Origin of the sequence: Niallia circulans NBRC 13626, from assembly GCF_001591585.1 — a bacterium.
In the GTDB taxonomy this organism is placed as follows: domain Bacteria; phylum Bacillota; class Bacilli; order Bacillales; family Cytobacillaceae; genus Niallia; species Niallia circulans.
On the sequence record NZ_BCVE01000016.1, the window covers coordinates 1 to 19,506 of the forward strand.

Genomic DNA, 19,506 nt, shown 5'->3' on the forward strand with positions numbered 1-19,506 from the left:
TGTAAATCTCATGGAGAGAAGGATAAATCCAGAGGCTGTAAATCTCATGGAGAGAAGGATAAATCCAGAGGCTGTAAATCTCACGGAGAAAAGGATAAGTCCAGAGGCTGTAAATCTTAGATTGGCAAAAATAAGTCTAAAAGAAAGTAAATCAATCAGTAAAAGGATAGTTAAATTCGTTTAGAAGTTTAGCAAGGATAATTAAGATGGGATGTGTTCATTAATTTTTAGACCCCCGTCTTTTTTTTGTTATTTTTAACTTTTAGTTAGGAAGCGAATAGAGATAGCTGCTGTGATACCCCCATATGAATACTGTTTTCCAATTAGTTGGTCGAATCTATGAAATTGATTTTCATGATAGCTTTCATTCACTTTTTAATTTGAGAAACATTTTTAATCCCATATTTCTGCATGATTTCCTTATTCGTAAACTGACCACTTTTAACACCCTGAATTAGTTTTTGTCTAATCGTGCCATTTTAGAAGGTATTTTATGCATCTCATTTATTTAGGTTAGTCTAGTACCTCATTTTCTTTGACATTCTCTTCACTCCAATGGTTATTGTTGATATTTTTCATTAAATAAGACTTCTTCAGCAACTGCATTTGACATTAACTCTAAGTCAACAATTGCGAATTTTTGAATGGATAAAATACTTAGGTAGAATCCAATACAGATAGTAATAATTGATATATTATATTCCATTTTTCACAAGTATAAAACTTCCATGAGTAATTTTTAGCATTAAGAAAAAAATAAACCTGTACTATTAATTTAAACAAGGAGTGATTGAAATGAAAAAACAGAATTCCGATCAAAGTACTGAACTTGCAGGACGTTACTATAACCCAAGTGATTATGAAAAAAAAGACCAACTTTCTTCTGGCTTGGCAACTACTCATGAACAAGCTACTGATACATATACAGAAGGAGAAATTGGCGCTGTAATTGATGATGTGGATGGCGAGGATATAGAGATAGGGAAGAATAGAACTAAATAACAAATAGAAAAAGGATGCATACTTTTGAGAGAAAGCATCCTTTTTCTATTTTTCATGCCTATGCTATGCTTGCTAAGAAATTGTTACTCTGGAATATATGGTAATTCAAGTGTTTTCGGGATATTAATTACATGGGTCTCTACATAAGATTTTAATCCTTCTTCTCCATACTCTCTTCCAACTCCAGATTGTTTCACCCCGCCAAATGGGAATCGCACATCCAAGCCTTGAACAGCTGCAGTATTAATCATTGTTGTGCCTGCCTCAATGCGACGGGCAACTTTAATTGCATGTTCTTCTTCGCCCCAAACAGAACTTGTTAGACCATAAATACTCTCATTGTGTAACTCAATTACTTGCTCTTCATCATCAAAAGGCAAAATTGGCACAGTCGGTCCAAATTGCTCTTCTACAACAATTGGATCATGAAAATCAGCGCCTAATACTAATGTAGGCTGCAGAAAATATCCATTATCCATTAATTCGGGATTGAGAATTTCCCCTAATGGAATCACTTTAGCCCCTTTACTTTTTGCATCTTCTACAAGACTTTTAACATATTTCACCTGATTTTTATTATTTACTGGTCCTACTGTTACATCAGGATGAAAAGGATCGCCAACGCGAATCCACTTATTCGCTGCTTCGATATATTTCTCTACGAAAGCATCATAGATTGATCGATGAACATAAATGCGTTTCGCTATCATACATATTTGTCCTGCGGTAAGGAAGTTTGAAATTACCATTCTTCGCATCGCTTTTTCATCATTTACATCAAAGTCTTTTAGCACGATCGCGGCATCATTTCCTCCTAGCTCCAGCGTCATCTTTTTAATCGTTTCCGAAGCAGCCTTCATAATACTCTTAGCTGTCTTCGTTCCACCCGTGAAAGCAATCTTTGCAACTTTTGGATTCGATGTAAGCTCTACCCCTACCTCTGCATCCCCATGGACAAGATTGAGCACACCTGGAGGAAATTCTTCTGCGATAATTTCTACTACTTTACTGACAGCTAAAGGAGCAAAGGGACTTGGTTTTACAACCATTGTATTTCCAGTTAACAAGGCTGGTGCTATTTTAATAGTGGATAAAGAAATAGGATAATTCCATGGAGAAATAGCGGAAACCACACCTACTGGATCAAATGTAATGATTGTTCTCCCATTTTCATGCTCTTTTTCTTGGGGAGCAACAACTTTCTTTACATTCTTGCATGCAAATTCCATCCACATGATAGAGATTGCTATTTCACCTTTGGAATCATATAAAGCTTTCCCATGTTCCCGAGATAACAAAGTAGCTATTTCAGGTGTTGCATCCTTTAATTTTTGAATAGCTCGTTCCATTCTTTCGATCCGCTCATCTACATCCGTCCAAGCCCAGCCTTTTAACGCATCATAAGCTGCATCAATCGCTAGTACCGTTTCTTCTTTCGTATTAAGAGGTGCATATCCTACAATCTCATCCGGATGTGTTGGATTTTCACGTGGAGCTTGCTTTTCAGTTGGTACTTTCTCTCCATTGATAATGGCATGTATAGTAATTGGTTCTGTTTGCATATTCCGAATCCTCCTTGCAGGAACTATTTTACTTCATTAGTATGAATTAGGTTGTTTAGGTATATACAGTGAAAACGATAAAAACAAATAGATTTTCTTGAGAGACTAATAATCCCTATAACTGAAATACAGTAACACTATATTAACTTATACACTTTTTAGTAGGGGATTAATCTAAAAAAACTACTTTTTTGTGAAAAGTAGATGAATAAGGACTAAGCAGTTTGTCTGTAAAGGCGAACATTTCCTCCTTTAACTATTATTTGAAACTAGTTCGCACGGATATTTGGAGAGGGAATTTTGGACACTCACTCTATGGAAGAGAAGGTATATTTCAATTTGCAGCAGTTACTAAATGCACAAACATTTATATATTAAAAAAAAAAAACCGAACAATTATACGCATATTGGCTCTCTGTAAAATTGTTCGGAATCTCTTCGACTGGAAGCTTTTCTCTTTATAGGTTAATTTTGGCCATAGTAAGCATATGCTCCGTGTTTTCTAAGATAGTGCTTATCTAATAAATGCTGATCCATAGAAGGAATAGCTGGATTTAGATTAAGTGTGTGATATGCCATTTTGCATACTTCCTCTAAAATAACAGCATGATGAAGTGCATCTTTTGCATTCTTTCCCCAAGCAAATGGGCCATGACTAGATACTAAAACTGATGGAATTTCATTGGGATTTATTCCGTTTTTATAAAATGTCTCTACAATGACATTCCCTGTCTCTCGCTCATAGTCCCCTTTGATTTCTTCTTCTGTTAAACTTCGGGTGCATGGAACAGAACCATAAAATGTATCTGCTTGTGTAGTACCTAAAGCAGGCAATTCCTTAGTTGCTTGAGACCAAATAGTAGCCCATGGGGAATGTGTATGAACAATTCCGCCGATATCTTTAAAGTTTTTGTACAACACTATGTGAGTACTAGTGTCAGATGAAGGTTTTAAATGACCCTCAACTACTTTCCCTTCAAGGTCAACTACAACTAAGTCACCTACTTTCAATCTCTCATATTCCACTCCACTTGGTTTAATAACAACTAGTCCCGAATCACGATCAATACCACTTACATTTCCCCAAGTGAATGTCACTAAATGATGTTGAGGTAAACCTAGATTTGCTTCTAAGACTTGTTCTTTTAATTTTTCAAGCATAGCTTTTCCACCTCTCCTTAATGATTCCCTATTTTTACGACTTTGCGAAAATTTTATCTATCAATCTACTAGTTATCATCAAAAGATACTAAAACCTTATTGTATTTCAATGTTCGCCCTGCCATTTTTTTTAAATATGCACCAACTTCATCAACAGTAATCTTATGAGAAATCATTGGTTTAAATTTCAGAGTGCCTTTTGTCATGAAATCTAAAGTTGCTTTCCAAGCAATTCCCGGATAGGGTGCTGTATATGAATTCCATGTACCTTGAATTTTTATCTCACCTCGAAGAACATGCTCTATTGCCTCTTCTGCTAATGGAAGATTTGAATGTGCAATACCCAAAAAAACTACACGTCCTTTTTTCTTGGCTGCTAATATGGATTGTTGCTGTGTAATTTTACTTCCGGCAGTTTCAGCAACGACGTCTGCTCCTCCATCAGTAAACTTGTGGATTTGTTGAACAACATCAGATACTTTTGCATTTATTACAATATCTGCTCCTAAATCTCTAGCAAGTTCCAGTTTTTCTTCAAATATATCTACCGCAATCACAGTAGATGCTCCAAAGATTTTTGCCCATTGTATTGTTAATTGTCCAATGGGTCCACACCCCATCACGACTACCGTTTCACCCGGTTGAATTTGTGCTTTTTGTAAGCCATGATAACCAATAGTAGCAGGTTCCACTCCTGCTGCCGTTTCATAATCTAGCCGATCATCGATTTGCAGAACATGCTTTTGGGGTACTTTTACATATTCTGCAAAAGCTCCATTACTTCCCGTTCCAATTATTTTATAATTTTCACATAATGCATAATCACTTGCCTGGCAAAATTTACATTCCCCACAAGGTACAAGTGGAGCAACTACTACTCTATCTCCCTGTTTTACATTCATTACATTTCCACCAATTTTAGCGACTTTCCCAGTAAATTCGTGCCCTAAAATAAGCGGATATGTCCGCGCTCCACTTACCATAGAACGCGGTACATCAGAACCACAAATACCACAATAAACTACCTTGATCAAAACTTCATCTTCATTGATTTGCGGTATGTCTATTAACTCTGTTTTGATATCTCCCAATGAGTGTAAAACTGCGGCTTGCATTTTTTGTTGCATTTTCAAACTCCTTTCTCAATTTGTATGAACACTTTCTGTAATTATATAAGATTGTAATTACCAACCATTTATCCGGTATACCAGTCAACTCGATTTGAAAACTTCCCCCTTATTCTCCCGTGCTGACTAGCCACACAATAGGATGCAGAAATCTCTATCTATGCTGCGGAAGATGTTTCTCTGTCTTGAGAATTTTTTTCAGCTTGACGATCTAAATAATCATAAATCGCCATTTTATTTTTTCTAAAAAAGAACCATAGAATGAAATAAGCGACAATCGTTAATCCAATAAAAATAGGATTCTGACTTAAAAATGCTAAAAAAATTAATCCCATTAATGGCTTTCCTAGTATATTGAAACTTGTTATTAACAATGCTCCAGCTGGTAAAGCAATGCCGACATCTTTGGCAATTTCAGTAAATAGAGGAGCTGTATACGTACACATGTATAATCCAAGGCCAAACCAGATAGCTCCATTGACCATAATCTTAGCGATATTGCCATTTGAAATAGCTACCAGACCTTGAACCATAAAGGGAATAGCTAATAAGTCAACAACTGGAAGCACTTTATTCCCTGGAAGAACCATTGCTAGGAATACCATCACTGGTATTAGTAACACTCCCGTCATTAAAGTTGCTTGTTCCCCAAAACCAGCAGCATCATTTACCGCTAAATACCATTCCCGATTAGAGCCCTTTTCTTTTTTGACTGTATTTTTTCTAGCAGCCTCTGTAATTGGACTAAATGCTTGAGCAAAAAGTCCAGCAACGCGTGGGAAAATTGCCATTACCGCACTTGTTGCAATTCCAACCAAAGCAATGGATCCCCAAGCATCCAAACTGTTTAATGTAGTTAAATTACCTAATACTCCAATGAATATTCCTAGAAACAAACCTAAAGTAATAGGTTCACCTAAAAATCCTAACCGCTTTTGCAAGGTTGCTGGATTTAATTTGATTTTATGGAATCCTAGTTTATTTAAAAGGGGATCCATTAAAACTCCAAATATAGTAGGTTCAATATTATGCATCGCAATAATTGTTGCATTTGGATAATTGTAATATTTTGACCATCTTCTTGCCATCAACTCTGCATTCAATAAGCTATAGAGGTTAAGAACAATCATACATCCAATCGATAAAAGCATATTATTTGTGACAAGATAAACCATTGATCCCCAAATAACATAGGAATAATTATTCCATAAGTCTGAAGGCTGGAAAACATCTGTCCATTTCACCAGGAATAATACCGTCTGCAGAATTAAGCCAACCGCTAGGAATATCATTCCAGGTTCGGTAGAAAAACCTACTATTGCTGTGGCTTGCCATCCCACATCAAAACCCGTTAATTCCATTCCAGTAATATCAACCATGTTTTGAATTACAGGTGAAATAATTGGCGTAAAGGCACCTAGAACCATTGTAAATCCTTGTAATCCAATACCGGCATAGAGAGCGGAAATAAATGCTTTCTTCATCGATACTTTAAGTAATAATGCAATAATAAAAATAATGATTGGAACTATAATTGGAGCGCCAAACGTATCAAAAACTTCTTTCAACGTTTCTAAAAACATTCCCATTCCCCCAGTCTATTATTTATTTAGTGCTTTAAGCACTTTTTCCACTTCCTCATAAAACTCCTCTTCTCCTATTCCAGTTAAACAGCTGCTAGCACTAATGGTTGGGATACCATAATCCTCAACTGGCAATGGACTAGTATGTGTAATTAAGTCATAATTTCCACTTTGAGCATAATTTAGAGCTTCTGTTGGTTTTGCTTCTGTAGTTCTAACATGGAAGCCTCTAGTCTCCATTTCCTCTTTCAGCTTCTCAGCTACCATCGATGACGTAACCGTTCCTGAACCACATACGGACAATATGTTGTAACTTTTCATTAAAAGCCCCCCAATTCAAATTTATTTAAGCTAAAGCATTACTTAAAATAGCAGAGATAACTCGACTATCTTCAGCCTTTTCCATTCTATTTAAAAGCTCTTCGTTCTGAAATATAGCCATTAGCTGCTTTAATAATTTCACTTGCTTTTTTGGTTCTTTAACTGCTAGTAAAAAAACTAGTTTCACATCAACTTCCTGGGCAGGATCAGCCATTAATTGAAAACTGACCGGTTCTTCTAAAGTAGCTAAAGCAATGGTTGATTCCTTTACATGTGTTGAGTCTGTATGTGGAATAGCAACATTAATGTGGCCTATTTGCAGACCAGTAGGCAAAGACAGCTCTCGTTGAAGCACTGCATCAATGTAAGTGTCCGTAACATAACCAGATTCTAATAACATCTCTCCCAAAATCTTAATTACTTCCTCAGAGCTATTTACTTTTAATTTTACTTTTACTAAGTCTAAAACCATGATTGTCTCCTCACATTTCACATTTCTAATGAAAATAATAAGCACTTGTGTTAATCCAATTATTAATTAGTGTGCAGCACCTCCATAAATGAATGAAAATCTTTTGTTTGAATTAACTCTTGAACTTTATCTTTAGATTTAACCAATTGATAAAGTTGTTTAAAAACCTTATAGTGATTTTCTCGATCTACTTCACTTGGTAAAATCAAAAAGACAAGCTGCACATTTGTTTTTCCCCATGGGATAGGTTTATGATTGATAGCTATATAAATCATCGTTTCCTCATTTTCCGTTCTTGCAATAGGATGTGGCATAGCTACATAATTCCCAACTTCTGTTGACGACATCTCTTCTCTTGTTAAAATACCGTCTAGCAAATATTCCATTTTAACTTTTTCTGTTAATCTTAATAAGAAGTCATGTTTGTTGTTTTCATCTAAAAGAATGAATCGGTTTTCACTTAAAGTCCGATCAAGAAAGCCTTGATTAATAGCTACAGCTATTTTCTTTAAGTCTTGTTCATCAAGAAACTCATTAACATGAATAATGGGAATACCATTCTTCTTCACATCCATTGTTGAAATAATTAATGAAATATTTTCTTCTATTTGATCTAACATTTGTAAAGAATATTCTCCTGCAATTTCAATATCTAAAAAATGTCTTTGAATTTTCTGCTTCAATATCATCGAAGCACCAATTCCACTTCCAGAAACGATTGCGACTCTTACTTTTTTTCTTTTTGTTCGTTCAATATGTGCAGCAATATGAAGAGCAATGTATCCGATTTCACTTTCTGGCACAACAAAGGTTAAATGTTTCTCCAAACGATGTGCTAAGAGAACTGCAATGTGATAAGCCAATAAGTACTCCATCTTAATATGAGAAATATAAGGATTTTCTACATAAAGCTGATATTGAAGAGGATATTGGGCTTTTGCTAAGTGAAAAAGCAATCCTGACACAAGTAGGCGATCTTCATTAAAGCGAAAATCGTATTGCTTTCCAAGATCATGTAAGCTTTTTTCTAACTCTCGTTTCAGTTCCTGAGGAATATTGGTTTCATTATTATAAAAACTAACTATTATACGCTGGCTTATTAGGTGTAGGCTAAAGTACATTTTCTCTTGATTTCCAATATCTATTTGAAATATCTCCTGAACATCCTCTAAAATCTTAGATGCCAATTCAAATTCTTCATAATCTAAAGATTGCTCTACTTCCTTTCCTTCGCGGATCTCATATCCATGTCGGATACGGTATATCGCAATAATTAAATGCACTAACAAACTACTTAATTTCCCTGTGGGAATATCGTGAATATACTTATTTAGATTCTCAATCACCACTGCTGACAGTAAATTTAATTCTTCTTCTAAAACCCAGCCACCGAAGCGAACTAGTAATTCTTTATACAGCTCTTTTATTGTCATAAAGTTTTTTTCTACTAAACTCTCAAGTAGTAATCTTTTGTCAAATTCATCCCCCTCTAATCGAATCCCTTGAAAAACTAATGCTTCCACGGATAAATTTCTTTTTTGGGAGGTAATCATTTGAGAGATTCGTTGAATATCTGACCGAATCGTTTGTGGAGAGAAATAAATCATTTGGGATAATTGTTCGTATGTTGTCCATTCCTTTGTATCTAGAAGTGCCTTTACAATATAAAATGCACGCTCCTCAAATTCAATATGATGTCTCTGTTTAAAACCAACTAACTCACCTTCAAGTTGATAACCTTGGCGTTTATTTGAAATAATGCGTGCACCAATGAGATAGTTATCATTCAAATCTTTAATGTCGTTTCTCACCGTTCTGGAACTAATATTTAGCTGTTCACTAATATCATTTCCTGTTACAAACCCATCTGAATTTTGAAGTATGTGAAGAAGCTTGGTATATCTGTCTCTCATAGTGAATACCTCCTGTATCTACATCATAAAAAAGAAAGCATTTTAACGCTATTTTGTTCTTTTTCCTATTAGTAAGGAAATGAAAGACTACAACAAAACTTTTCCTATTGATAATGGCAAACTTTAATGATAGTTACAATGAAACTTTGTGTGCAAATGTTTTAGCTGCTGGTTCATTTGTCATTAGTGAATTGAATCGAAAAGCATTGATGGAAAAGATTAAAAAGAGGAGTCTAAGAAAAGAATGATAACGCACAGGAGTGTTATAATTAATAACTAGAGGAAACTTGTTTTAGAATCTATACTTCCACTCAATATAATTAAAAGCCCTTTCCTATTTAACAAAAACAAAAAGACAGGATTCCTATAGTACAGAAATCACTGTCTTTTTGGACCAAAAATAAATGGGAAATGAAAAGTCTATTCATTTCCATTAGATCTAGTATTTAATAAAAAATAAAAAACCACCAAATATGTATTTGGTGGAGACGGTGGGAATCGAACCCACGTCCAGAAATATCGGCACTTAAGCTTCTACGAGTGTAGTCAACATATTCGCATTTCGCTTATTCTTCTGCCTGTTGACAGGCGTCCGATAAGCTAGTCTGGTTGTTCTCTTCCTTCTTCCTCAGACGGTGGAATCCGGCGTAGCCCACTTAAAGTGAGTCCCTGACCCTACCACATGGGCGATGGAGGGAGGAACCGCTAAGCGCTATTAAGCAGCTAAAGCGAAGTTGTTTTGTTGTTTGCCAGTTATAGGCTTTGACGTTTTAACGAGGCCGATCCCCTCGACTCGCAACCTAAGCTCGAACTATCCCTGTCGAATCCGTAGCGTCCCCATTATAGGATAAAATCAAGTAATTGTTACATTACAAGATTCTTAGCATTTAAGCTTAACGTTTCGGAAGCTCTGAAATAGGAGCTTAAAGTTATGTTGTCTTATCGACATAAATTATTATAACATAACTGGAGCGTATTTCAATTGTAAAGTTTTGGATTACATTTTTTGCCTTTCACGTAAAGCACGTTCAATACTGCGATTTGCTTCTTTACGTTTTAAAGTTTCACGCTTGTCATAGTTCTTTTTACCCTTACCTAGACCAATCAAAACCTTTGCATAGCCATTTTTAAAATACAGTTTCAGTGGAACTAAAGCATAGCCCGCTTCTTTTGTATCCCCGATTAACTTATTAATTTGTTTGCGATGTAATAAAAGCTTTCTTGTTCTTAATGGATCATGATTATAGCGATTTCCTTGTTCATATGGACTGATATGCATCCCTAATAGAAATACCTCGCCATTAATAATCCGCGCATATGATTCCTTCAAATTTACTCTTCCTGCACGAATCGCTTTAATTTCTGTTCCTTGGAGAACAATTCCTGCCTCATAAGTCTCTTCAATAAAATAGTCATGGTTTGCTTTTTTATTCTGTGCTACTAATTTCCCTTCACCTTTTGGCATGTCTCTTCCCCCTACTCTGCCAATAATTTTATCAAAAGAACGCTTAATATACAAACATCCTCTGCATGTGGCTTCTTCATCCAAAAGAAACCACATGCATAAATGCATCTATTTATCTCTTAGCGTTTCTTTTTCTTTCTCTTTGCTTTTGGAGCATTCTCGAAGTGTTTTCTATCATTCTTTCCTTTACGTCTTGATTCACCTGTTTTTCCTTTACGATCCGTATCTCTATCTGATTTGCCTTTACGCGGGGCACGAGAGACACTGCCAGTAGAAAATACCTTCCCTTCTTTCTTCGGATCTCTGCGGCGTGTTCCCTTCATTCCAACTATTTCAAAGTCAATGGCACGTTCCTCTTTGTTAACATTCACAACGCGAACAGTAATTTCGTCTCCAATACGGAAAACCTTCCCTGTTCGCTCGCCAATCATAGCAAAATGACGCTCATCATAACGATAGTAATCATCCGTCATATAGCTTACATGGACAAGTCCTTCAATCGTATTCGTAAGTTCCACAAACATACCAAAATTCGTAACAGAACTAATAATACCATCATATTCTTCGCCAATTTTATCAAGCATGTACTCTGATTTTTTCAGTTCATCCGTTTCACGTTCTGCTTCTACTGATCTTCTTTCCATACTAGAGGAGTGCTCAGCAATTTCTGTTAGGCGGCTGTTCCACTTTTCTTGTGTAGCAGAACTAATATCCCCTTCAATTAAATACGTACGAATTAAACGATGTACGATTAAATCCGGATACCGTCTAATCGGCGATGTAAAATGCGTATAAAATTCTGTTGATAAACCAAAATGCCCTAAGCTTTCTGGATAGTATTTAGCCTGCTGCATGGAACGCAGCATGACAGTCGAAATGACCATCTCTTCAGGAGTTCCCTGTACTGACTCAATAATTTCTTGTAACGCTCTTGGATGAACAGAGTTCGCTGTACCTTTCACGATATAACCAAAGTTTGTAATAAACTCGAAAAATCTTCTCAGCTTTTCCTCTTTTGGATCTTCATGAATACGGTAAATAAATGGAACCTGCATCCAATGAAAATGTTCCGCAACTGTTTCGTTGGCAACAAGCATAAACTCTTCAATTAGTTTTTCTGCGACAGAACGTTCTCTTAAAATAACATCCTGTGGCTTTCCATCTTCATCTACAATTACTTTAGATTCTTTAAAGTCAAAATCAATGGCACCACGAGTCATCCGTTTTTTGCGCAGGATGGCTGCTAGCTCCTCCATTCGTTCAAACATCGGGACAAGACCTTCATACTTGGCTCTCAACTCTTCATCTTTATCATGTAGAATCGAGTTCACATCAGCATATGTCATACGTTCCGTTGTTTTAATGACACTTTGAAAAATTTCATGTGAAACTACTTCTCCCTCAGGCGAAATTTCCATCTCACAGGAAAGAGTTAAGCGATCAACCTTGGGATTTAAGGAACAAATTCCATTAGATAAACGGTGCGGAATCATTGGAATAACACGGTCAACTAAATAGACGCTAGTACCTCTCTCCTCGGCTTCTACATCTATTGGTGAGTTTTCCGTTACATAGTAAGAAACATCTGCAATATGAACTCCTAATTTATAATTACCGTTCCCTAACATTGTGACTGTAACGGCATCATCCAAATCTTTCGCATCTGCCCCATCAATCGTGACAATAGTTTCATTGCGCAAATCACGTCTATTGGCAATTTCCTTTTCATCAATCGTATCTGGTGCACTATTCGCTTGTTCTAACACGTTATCTGGAAAGGCAAGTGGTAATCCATGCTTATGAATTACCGATAAAATATCGACACCAGGATCATTTTTATGTCCTAGTATTTTAACAACTTCTCCCTCAGCATTCTTTCTGCCTTCAGGGTAAGAAGTTAATTTTACGACAACCTTATGACCTTCTATTGCCCCTTTTGTGCTGCCTTTTGGAATAAAAATATCTGTCGCGATTTTTTTGTCATCAGGGATCACAAAGCCAAAATGCTTGCTCTCTGAATATGTACCAACAATTTGCTGTACGCCTCTTTCAATAATTCGTACAATCGTTCCTTCTCTTCTTTGTCCAGAGCTTTCAGAAGTGACACGTGCTAATACAATATCACCATTTAACGCAGTTTTAACTTCATTTGGCGGGATAAAAATGTCATCCATGCCTTGTTCTTCAGGAATAACAAAAGCAAATCCTTTTGCATGACCAGCTAATTTCCCCCGAATAAGGTTCATCTTCTCTGGAAGTCCATAGCGATTGCTTCTTGTCCGAACAACTAGCCCCTTCTCTTCCATCTGTACAAGTGCCTTGACAAAATCTTTAAAGTGAGAAGAATCCTCTATTCCGAAAGCTTCCTCTAGCTCTTGCACGGTTAGTGGTTTATATGCTTCATCTTTCATATAAGTTAATAGCTTCTCGACATTTTCCTTAATTATATCTTCCAAACAAAAAACCTCCTTTACATCTTATTCATTCCAATCTAGTTTTTCTAAAAACTGATAGAAATCTTCAAAAACTTTTTCTTTTTCTTTATCATGTGTAATAACATGTCCAGAGTTTTCATACCATTTAATATCTTTTTGAATCGATTCCACTTCTTCATATATGATATTCGCACTATTTGTATCAATCATTTGATCATGTCGTGCCTGAATAACAAAAACTGGTGAATAAATAAGATCAACCGATTCTCTTACTTCTTTGATTAAATTTTGTAATTCCTTTAATGTATTCATTGGCTTAAATTGAGCCATTTCCTGCTCAATAACTTCTTCTGATTTCTTCTCTCGCTGCTTATAATTACGAGCATATTCAAGTACGCCTTCATACATAACATCTTCACTTTTAATGTACATTGGAGCACACATAGTTACGATACCCTTTACAGGTACAGTGTAACCTAATTTAAGGGAAAATACCCCTCCTAAAGAAAGACCTCCGACGGCAATTTCTTCAAACCCCATCTCCTTTAAATGCTGGTATCCTTCCGTGACATCCTTCCACCAATCCTTTGGACCGTATTCCACTAATTCCTCTGGCGGTACCCCATGACCTTTATATAAAGGTACATAGCAAGTGTAGCCCTTTGTATTTAAATATCTGCCAAGTAAGCGTACATCTGATGTATTTCCCGTAAAGCCATGCAATAAAAGCACTGCACGTTTATTATCTCCTTTAAAAGTTAATGGTTTCTGTTCTACTATTTTCATTAGATAAACGCTCCTTTGTCTTATTATTTTCTCCTTCGCCCTATTCTATAATATAAAGTGACCAATTTATTCGAAAAAGAACTATCCTTTTATTTTAGTAAAAAAGAAAAGAAAGAATCCAGTGATATGATTACACCTTCCTATAGCTCTTTATAAATCTTATTTATGTACAACTCCACTTGTTTTCCGAAAAAAAACCTGACCTTTCTTGGCCAGGTTTTTTTCATCTATACCGAATTTCGTTATTATAGATCAAAATAACTAACTGCAATCGTTAAGACAAAGAATAAAATTGCTAAAACGATTGTTGCATTGTGAAGGATTAATTCTAAACCACGTGCTTTTTGTTTACCAAATAACTGCTCTGCACCACCAGAAATTGCTCCAGATAGTCCAGCACTCTTACCATTTTGAAGAAGTACTACTACGATTAATGCAATCGCAACGATAATCAATAAAGTAATCAAAACTGTGTGTATCATATCAAACACCTCCATTAAAACCAACCTACATTAATTTAAATGTATCATATTTTATGTTTTGTCACAATAGTATGTCGCCTCTTTGTCATAATAATTAGTAGAATACACTTTGGGATAGTAGATAATGATTGAGAAGTCTCTTAAAAAGGATATAGGTATTTCGTTTTTATGTCTGTTATGTTTACGAGTAGAGAGAATGACTCTCTGTTCCCTTCTTCAGGTATCCAGCTAGCTAATGGATACTCCATCTCTCCTAACAAAAGCACATTCTCAACTATAACAAAAACACTCTAGCTTAAAGGAAAACTCCTAAAGCTAGAGTGCTTATCAAGTTAAGACAGGCTTAACTTCCTTATTTTTTAAGGTTGTAGAAAGATTTAAGACCATCGTATACTGCTAACTCGCCAAGCTCGTCTTCGATGCGAAGAAGTTGGTTGTATTTAGCGATACGGTCTGTACGAGATAATGAACCAGTTTTGATTTGACCAGCGTTTGTAGCAACCGCGATGTCAGCGATTGTAGCATCTTCTGTTTCACCAGAACGGTGAGAAACTACTGCTGTGTAACCAGCACGTTTAGCCATTTCGATAGCTTCAAAAGTTTCAGTTAAAGTACCAATTTGGTTAACTTTGATAAGGATTGAGTTTGCAATTCCTTTTTCGATACCTTCAGCTAATTTTTTCGTGTTTGTAACGAATAAATCGTCACCTACTAGTTGTACTTTAGAACCGATACGGTCAGTTAATAATTTGTGACCTTCCCAGTCGTTTTCATCTAAACCATCTTCAATAGAGATGATTGGGAATTCGTTAACTAATTCTTCATAGAAGCTTACTAATTCTTCAGAAGTTAAACCAGTACGGCCTTCTCCTGCAAGATCGTATTTACCAGTTTCTTTGTTGTAGAACTCAGAAGAAGCAACGTCCATACCTAAGAATACATCTTTACCAGGCTCGTATCCAGCTTTTTTGATTGCTTCGATGATTACTTCTAATGCTTCACGGTTAGAACCAAGGTTTGGAGCGAATCCACCTTCGTCACCTACAGCAGTGTTTAAACCTTTTGCATGTAAAACTGCTTTTAATGCATGGAATACTTCAGCACCAGTACGTAGAGCTTCTTTGAAAGTTGGAGCTCCTACTGGTAAGATCATGAATTCTTGGAAATCAACGTTGTTATCAGCATGAGAACCACCGTTGATGATGTTCATCATTGGAGTTGGTAATTGCTTCGCGTTGAATCCACCAAGGTAACGGTATAATGGAAGACCTACTACTTCAGCAGCAGCATGTGCAACAGCCATAGATACACCTAGGATTGCGTTAGCACCTAATTTACCTTTGTTTTCTGTACCATCAAGTTCGATCATTGTTCTGTCGATTCCAACTTGATCTGTAACGTCCATACCGATAATTGCTTCAGCAATTACTTCGTTTACGTTTTCTACTGCTTTAAGAACACCTTTACCAAGGTAACGAGATTTGTCACCATCGCGTAATTCAACTGCTTCGTATTCACCAGTTGAAGCACCAGATGGAACTAGTGCACGACCAAAGAATCCTGATTCAGTTAATACTTCTACTTCTACTGTTGGGTTACCACGTGAATCTAATACTTCACGAGCATATACTTGTTGAATATAAGGCATAATTTTTCTCTCCTTTTAAAATATCTTATTTTTTAATAATAGATGTTCCAGTCATTTCTGCTGGCTTTTCTACACCTAATAAATCTAACATTGTAGGAGCTAAATCTCCTAAAATACCATCTGTACGTAATTCAGCATTTTTATCTGTTACGATAACAGGTACTGGATTTGTTGTATGTGCTGTCATTGGTTTTCCTTCAAGTGTTACCACTTCATCAGAGTTACCATGGTCAGCAGTGATAATAGCTTTACCACCTTTTTGTTCAATTAAAGTGATAATTTTTCCTAAACATTCATCCACTGTTTCAATCGCTTTGATTGTTGGTTCAAGCATTCCGGAGTGCCCAACCATATCAGGGTTTGCGAAGTTTAGAATAATTGCATCAAAATTATCTGCTTCAATTTCCTTCAATAGCGCATCTGTTACTTCATATGCGCTCATTTCAGGTTTTAAATCATAAGTTGCTACTTTTGGTGAATTGATCAAAATACGTTTTTCACCAGGGAACTCTGCTTCACGTCCACCGCTCATAAAGAATGTAACATGTGGATATTTTTCCGTTTCCGCAATACGAAGCTGAGTCAAGCCATTTTGTGCAAGAACTTCCCCTAAAGTGTTATCAAGGTTTGTTGGCTTGAATGCAACATACCCGTTTACTGTTTCACTAAAATGAGTTAAACATACAAAGTAAAGATTTTTTGGATGTTTTTCTCCACGATCAAATGAACGGAAGTCCTCATTTGTGAATGTATTTGAGATTTGAATAGCACGGTCAGGACGGAAGTTATAAAAAATTACAGCATCTTCATCTTCAATCGTTGCAACTGGTTCGCCGTTCTCTTTTGTGATAACAGATGGAAGCACGAACTCATCAAAGATTCCGTTATTGTAATTATCCTCCACTACCTGTAATGGATCGGAATATGCTGGTCCTTCTCCATATACCATTGCGCGGTATGATTTTTCTACTCGGTCCCAACGCTTATCTCTATCCATAGAATAGTAGCGTCCAGAAATAGTAGCAAATTCGCCTACACCGTATTCAGCGATTTTTTCTTGTGTAGCTTTAATGTATTTTTCAGCAGTCTTTTGACCGACGTCTCGACCATCTAAGATACCGTGAATGTATACATTTTCTACTCCCTCTTCTTTAGCTAATCGAAGAAGTGCAAACATGTGCTCAATGTGGCTATGAACTCCACCATCGGATAATAATCCGAATAAATGAAGATTTTTGCCTTTTTCTTTTACATGCTTAATTGCATTAACAAAAGTTTCGTTTTTGTAAAATTCGCCTTCTCTTATAGACAGATTCACTCTTGTTAAACTTTGATATACGATCCGGCCGGCACCGATATTCAAATGTCCAACTTCAGAGTTACCCATTTGTCCTTCTGGAAGACCAACAGCTTCCCCGCTGGCTACTAAAGTAGCATGAGGATAAGAATTCCAATATTTATCGAAATTAGGCTTATTTGCTTGTGCTACTGCATTACCCATGCGTTCGCTTCTTAAAGCAAAACCATCTAAAATGATTAAAGCTACTGGAGATTTACTCATTCTTACCTGCCTCCAATAAAGCTAAAAAGCTTTGAGCTTCTAGGCTAGCTCCGCCTACTAATGCTCCGTCAATATCTGGCTGCGCCATATATTCTTTAATATTTTCAGGCTTAACGCTGCCACCGTATTGGATACGGATTTCTTCTGCAACTTCTGGTGAAAATTGTTCACTTACTACTTTACGAATATGTGCACATACTTCGTTTGCATCTGCAGAAGTAGAAGATTTACCTGTTCCAATTGCCCAGATTGGCTCATATGCAACAACTGTTGCTTTTGCTTGTTCTGGAGTTAAACCATTAAGTGCTTTTGTTACTTGAGTTGCAACAAAGTCATTTGTTTCGCCATTTTCTCTTTGCTCTAGTGTTTCCCCACAGCAAACAATTGGAGTTAAACCATTTTCAAATGCAGCGATTGTCTTTTTGTTAACAGACTCATCTGTTTCATTAAAGAACTCACGACGCTCTGAATGTCCAAGTACTACATATTTTGCACCGATATTTTCTAATGCAACTGGGCTGATTTCGCCAGTGAATGCACCATTTTTTTCGAAATGCATATTTTGTGCACCGATTTTTACATCTGTGCCATCAGTTAATTCTACTAATTGTCCTAAAAATAACGCAGGCGCACAAACAACTGTATCCACTTTTTCACTTGATGGAACAGATGCTTTTACTTCTTGGATAAACTCAACAGCTTCAGGAAGCGTTTTGTTCATTTTCCAGTTACCCGCAATAATTGGTTTGCGCATGTTAAACATCCTTTCATGCATATCTATAAAGATATTATTTGTCGTTTAAAGCCACTACCCCTGGAAGTTCTTTACCTTCCATAAATTCTAATGAAGCACCGCCGCCAGTAGAAATATGACTCATCTTATCTGCTAAATCAAATTTCTCAACTGCTGCTGCAGAATCTCCACCACCAATTACTGAATATGTATCTTGAGATTCAGCAAGTGCTTCAGCTACTGCTTTTGTACCATTTGCGAATGCATCTAATTCGAACACACCCATTGGTCCATTCCAAATTACTAATTTAGAATTTTTAATAACATCTGCATAGATTTCACGTGTTTTAGGTCCGATATCTAATGCTTCCCAATCAGCTGGGATTTCTTCGATAGAAACAGCTTTGATGTTTGCATCATTTGAGAAATCATCTGCAACGATAACATCAACAGGCATATAGAATTTAACGCCTTTTTCTTTTGCCTTTTCCATATAAGATTTAGCAAGATCGATTTTATCTTCTTCTAATAAAGATTTACCAATTTCATGGCCAAGAGATTTAACAAAAGTATAAGCTAAGCCTCCGCCGATAATTAAGTTATCTACTTTATCAAGAAGGTTATCAATTACACCAATTTTATCCTTAACTTTCGCTCCCCCAATGATTGCTGTGAACGGACGGTCAGGATTGGATAAAGCTTTGCCAAGAACATCTAGTTCTTTTTGCATTAATAATCCAGATACTGCTGGAATATAATGAGCAATTCCTTCTGTTGAAGCATGGGCACGGTGTGCAGCACCAAATGCATCATTTACAAATACATCTGCAAGCTCTGCATATTGTTTTGCTAATTCTGCATCATTTTTTTCTTCACCAGCATTGAAACGTACGTTTTCAAGAAGGATTACATCCCCTTCTGATAACTTGCTGATCTGTGCTTTAACAGCTTCACCATATGACTCATCTGCTTTCGCAACTTCTTTCCCTAGTAATTCAGAAAGGCGTTTTGCAACAGGAGTTAAACGCAGCTCTTCTACAACTTCACCTTTTGGACGTCCTAAGTGACTTGCTAGAATAACAATTGCACCACTCTCAACTAATTCCTTAATTGTTGGAAGTGCTGCTTGAATTCTTGTTTCGTCCGTAATTTGTTGATCTTTCATCGGTACATTGAAGTCAACACGAACAAATACTTTTTTCCCTTTTAAATCAATATCACGAATTGTTTTCTTGTTCATTATAGGTACCCTCCA

The 19,506-nt window shown here is 36.4% G+C and carries 17 protein-coding genes and 1 other RNA gene; 2 read left to right on the plus strand and 16 right to left on the minus strand.

The window, feature by feature from the left end:
- Both BCI01S_RS25805 and BCI01S_RS17255 read left to right on the plus strand, forming a co-directional pair.
- The coding region (locus tag BCI01S_RS25805; RefSeq protein WP_218009479.1) for a hypothetical protein at positions 1 to 184 on the plus strand (184 nt) is incomplete at its 5' end.
- A gap of 611 nt (positions 185 to 795) precedes the next feature.
- Positions 796 to 1,002, plus strand: coding sequence for a YozQ family protein (locus BCI01S_RS17255; RefSeq protein WP_047943797.1), 207 nt, complete (start codon positions 796 to 798; stop codon positions 1,000 to 1,002).
- A gap of 83 nt (positions 1,003 to 1,085) precedes the next feature.
- Here the strand turns inward: BCI01S_RS17255 and BCI01S_RS17260 are convergent, their stop codons facing one another.
- The 16 genes from BCI01S_RS17260 to BCI01S_RS17335 form a co-directional block, all read right to left on the minus strand.
- Complete coding sequence (locus tag BCI01S_RS17260; RefSeq protein WP_061800328.1) at positions 1,086 to 2,564, minus strand: aldehyde dehydrogenase family protein; 1,479 nt, start codon at positions 2,562 to 2,564, stop codon at positions 1,086 to 1,088.
- 465 nt (positions 2,565 to 3,029) lie between these two features.
- Entirely contained in the window at positions 3,030 to 3,725 is a 696-nt protein-coding gene (gene araD, locus BCI01S_RS17265; protein WP_047943795.1) for an L-ribulose-5-phosphate 4-epimerase, read from the minus strand.
- 68 nt (positions 3,726 to 3,793) lie between these two features.
- Positions 3,794 to 4,852 carry a galactitol-1-phosphate 5-dehydrogenase gene (locus BCI01S_RS17270; RefSeq protein WP_061800329.1) on the minus strand — a complete coding sequence of 353 codons (1,059 nt, stop codon included), beginning with the start codon at positions 4,850 to 4,852 and terminating at the stop codon, positions 3,794 to 3,796.
- Positions 4,853 to 5,010: 158 nt separating this feature from the next.
- The gene (locus tag BCI01S_RS17275; RefSeq protein ID WP_061800330.1) at positions 5,011 to 6,435 is read right to left on the minus strand and encodes a PTS galactitol transporter subunit IIC; all 1,425 of its coding nucleotides are present in this window, start codon (positions 6,433 to 6,435) and stop codon (positions 5,011 to 5,013) included.
- 18 nt (positions 6,436 to 6,453) lie between these two features.
- Entirely contained in the window at positions 6,454 to 6,756 is a 303-nt protein-coding gene (locus BCI01S_RS17280) for a PTS sugar transporter subunit IIB (protein ID WP_061800333.1), read from the minus strand.
- Positions 6,757 to 6,781: 25 nt separating this feature from the next.
- Entirely contained in the window at positions 6,782 to 7,228 is a 447-nt protein-coding gene (locus BCI01S_RS17285) for a PTS sugar transporter subunit IIA (RefSeq protein ID WP_144546312.1), read from the minus strand.
- Positions 7,229 to 7,290: 62 nt separating this feature from the next.
- Positions 7,291 to 9,141 carry a BglG family transcription antiterminator gene (locus BCI01S_RS17290; RefSeq protein ID WP_047943791.1) on the minus strand — a complete coding sequence of 617 codons (1,851 nt, stop codon included), beginning with the start codon at positions 9,139 to 9,141 and terminating at the stop codon, positions 7,291 to 7,293.
- A 480-nt stretch (positions 9,142 to 9,621) separates the two neighbouring features.
- Positions 9,622 to 9,980: a transfer-messenger RNA gene (gene ssrA / locus BCI01S_RS17295) on the minus strand.
- A 158-nt stretch (positions 9,981 to 10,138) separates the two neighbouring features.
- Positions 10,139 to 10,606, minus strand: coding sequence for an SsrA-binding protein SmpB (gene smpB, locus BCI01S_RS17300; protein WP_016203855.1), 468 nt, complete (start codon positions 10,604 to 10,606; stop codon positions 10,139 to 10,141).
- A 119-nt stretch (positions 10,607 to 10,725) separates the two neighbouring features.
- Positions 10,726 to 13,017 (minus strand): ribonuclease R, encoded by a 2,292-nt coding sequence (gene rnr / locus BCI01S_RS17305; protein ID WP_373694335.1) that lies wholly within the window; start codon positions 13,015 to 13,017, stop codon positions 10,726 to 10,728.
- Between the two features lie 66 nt (positions 13,018 to 13,083).
- Positions 13,084 to 13,827, minus strand: a complete 744-nt coding sequence (locus tag BCI01S_RS17310; RefSeq protein WP_047943789.1) for an alpha/beta hydrolase — start codon at positions 13,825 to 13,827, stop codon at positions 13,084 to 13,086.
- 245 nt (positions 13,828 to 14,072) lie between these two features.
- Positions 14,073 to 14,306, minus strand: coding sequence for a preprotein translocase subunit SecG (gene secG, locus BCI01S_RS17315; RefSeq protein ID WP_031540682.1), 234 nt, complete (start codon positions 14,304 to 14,306; stop codon positions 14,073 to 14,075).
- A gap of 355 nt (positions 14,307 to 14,661) precedes the next feature.
- Positions 14,662 to 15,957, minus strand: a complete 1,296-nt coding sequence (eno, locus tag BCI01S_RS17320) for a phosphopyruvate hydratase (RefSeq protein WP_047943788.1) — start codon at positions 15,955 to 15,957, stop codon at positions 14,662 to 14,664.
- A 25-nt stretch (positions 15,958 to 15,982) separates the two neighbouring features.
- Positions 15,983 to 17,518 (minus strand): 2,3-bisphosphoglycerate-independent phosphoglycerate mutase, encoded by a 1,536-nt coding sequence (gpmI, locus tag BCI01S_RS17325; RefSeq protein WP_047943787.1) that lies wholly within the window; start codon positions 17,516 to 17,518, stop codon positions 15,983 to 15,985.
- On the minus strand, positions 17,511 to 18,272 hold the full coding sequence (gene tpiA / locus BCI01S_RS17330) for a triose-phosphate isomerase (RefSeq protein ID WP_047943786.1): 762 nt from the start codon (positions 18,270 to 18,272) through the stop codon (positions 17,511 to 17,513). The genes gpmI and tpiA overlap by 8 nt, the downstream gene beginning before the upstream one ends.
- Before the next feature lie 34 nt (positions 18,273 to 18,306).
- Entirely contained in the window at positions 18,307 to 19,491 is a 1,185-nt protein-coding gene (locus BCI01S_RS17335; RefSeq protein WP_047943785.1) for a phosphoglycerate kinase, read from the minus strand.
- Positions 19,492 to 19,506 lie beyond the last annotated feature (15 nt).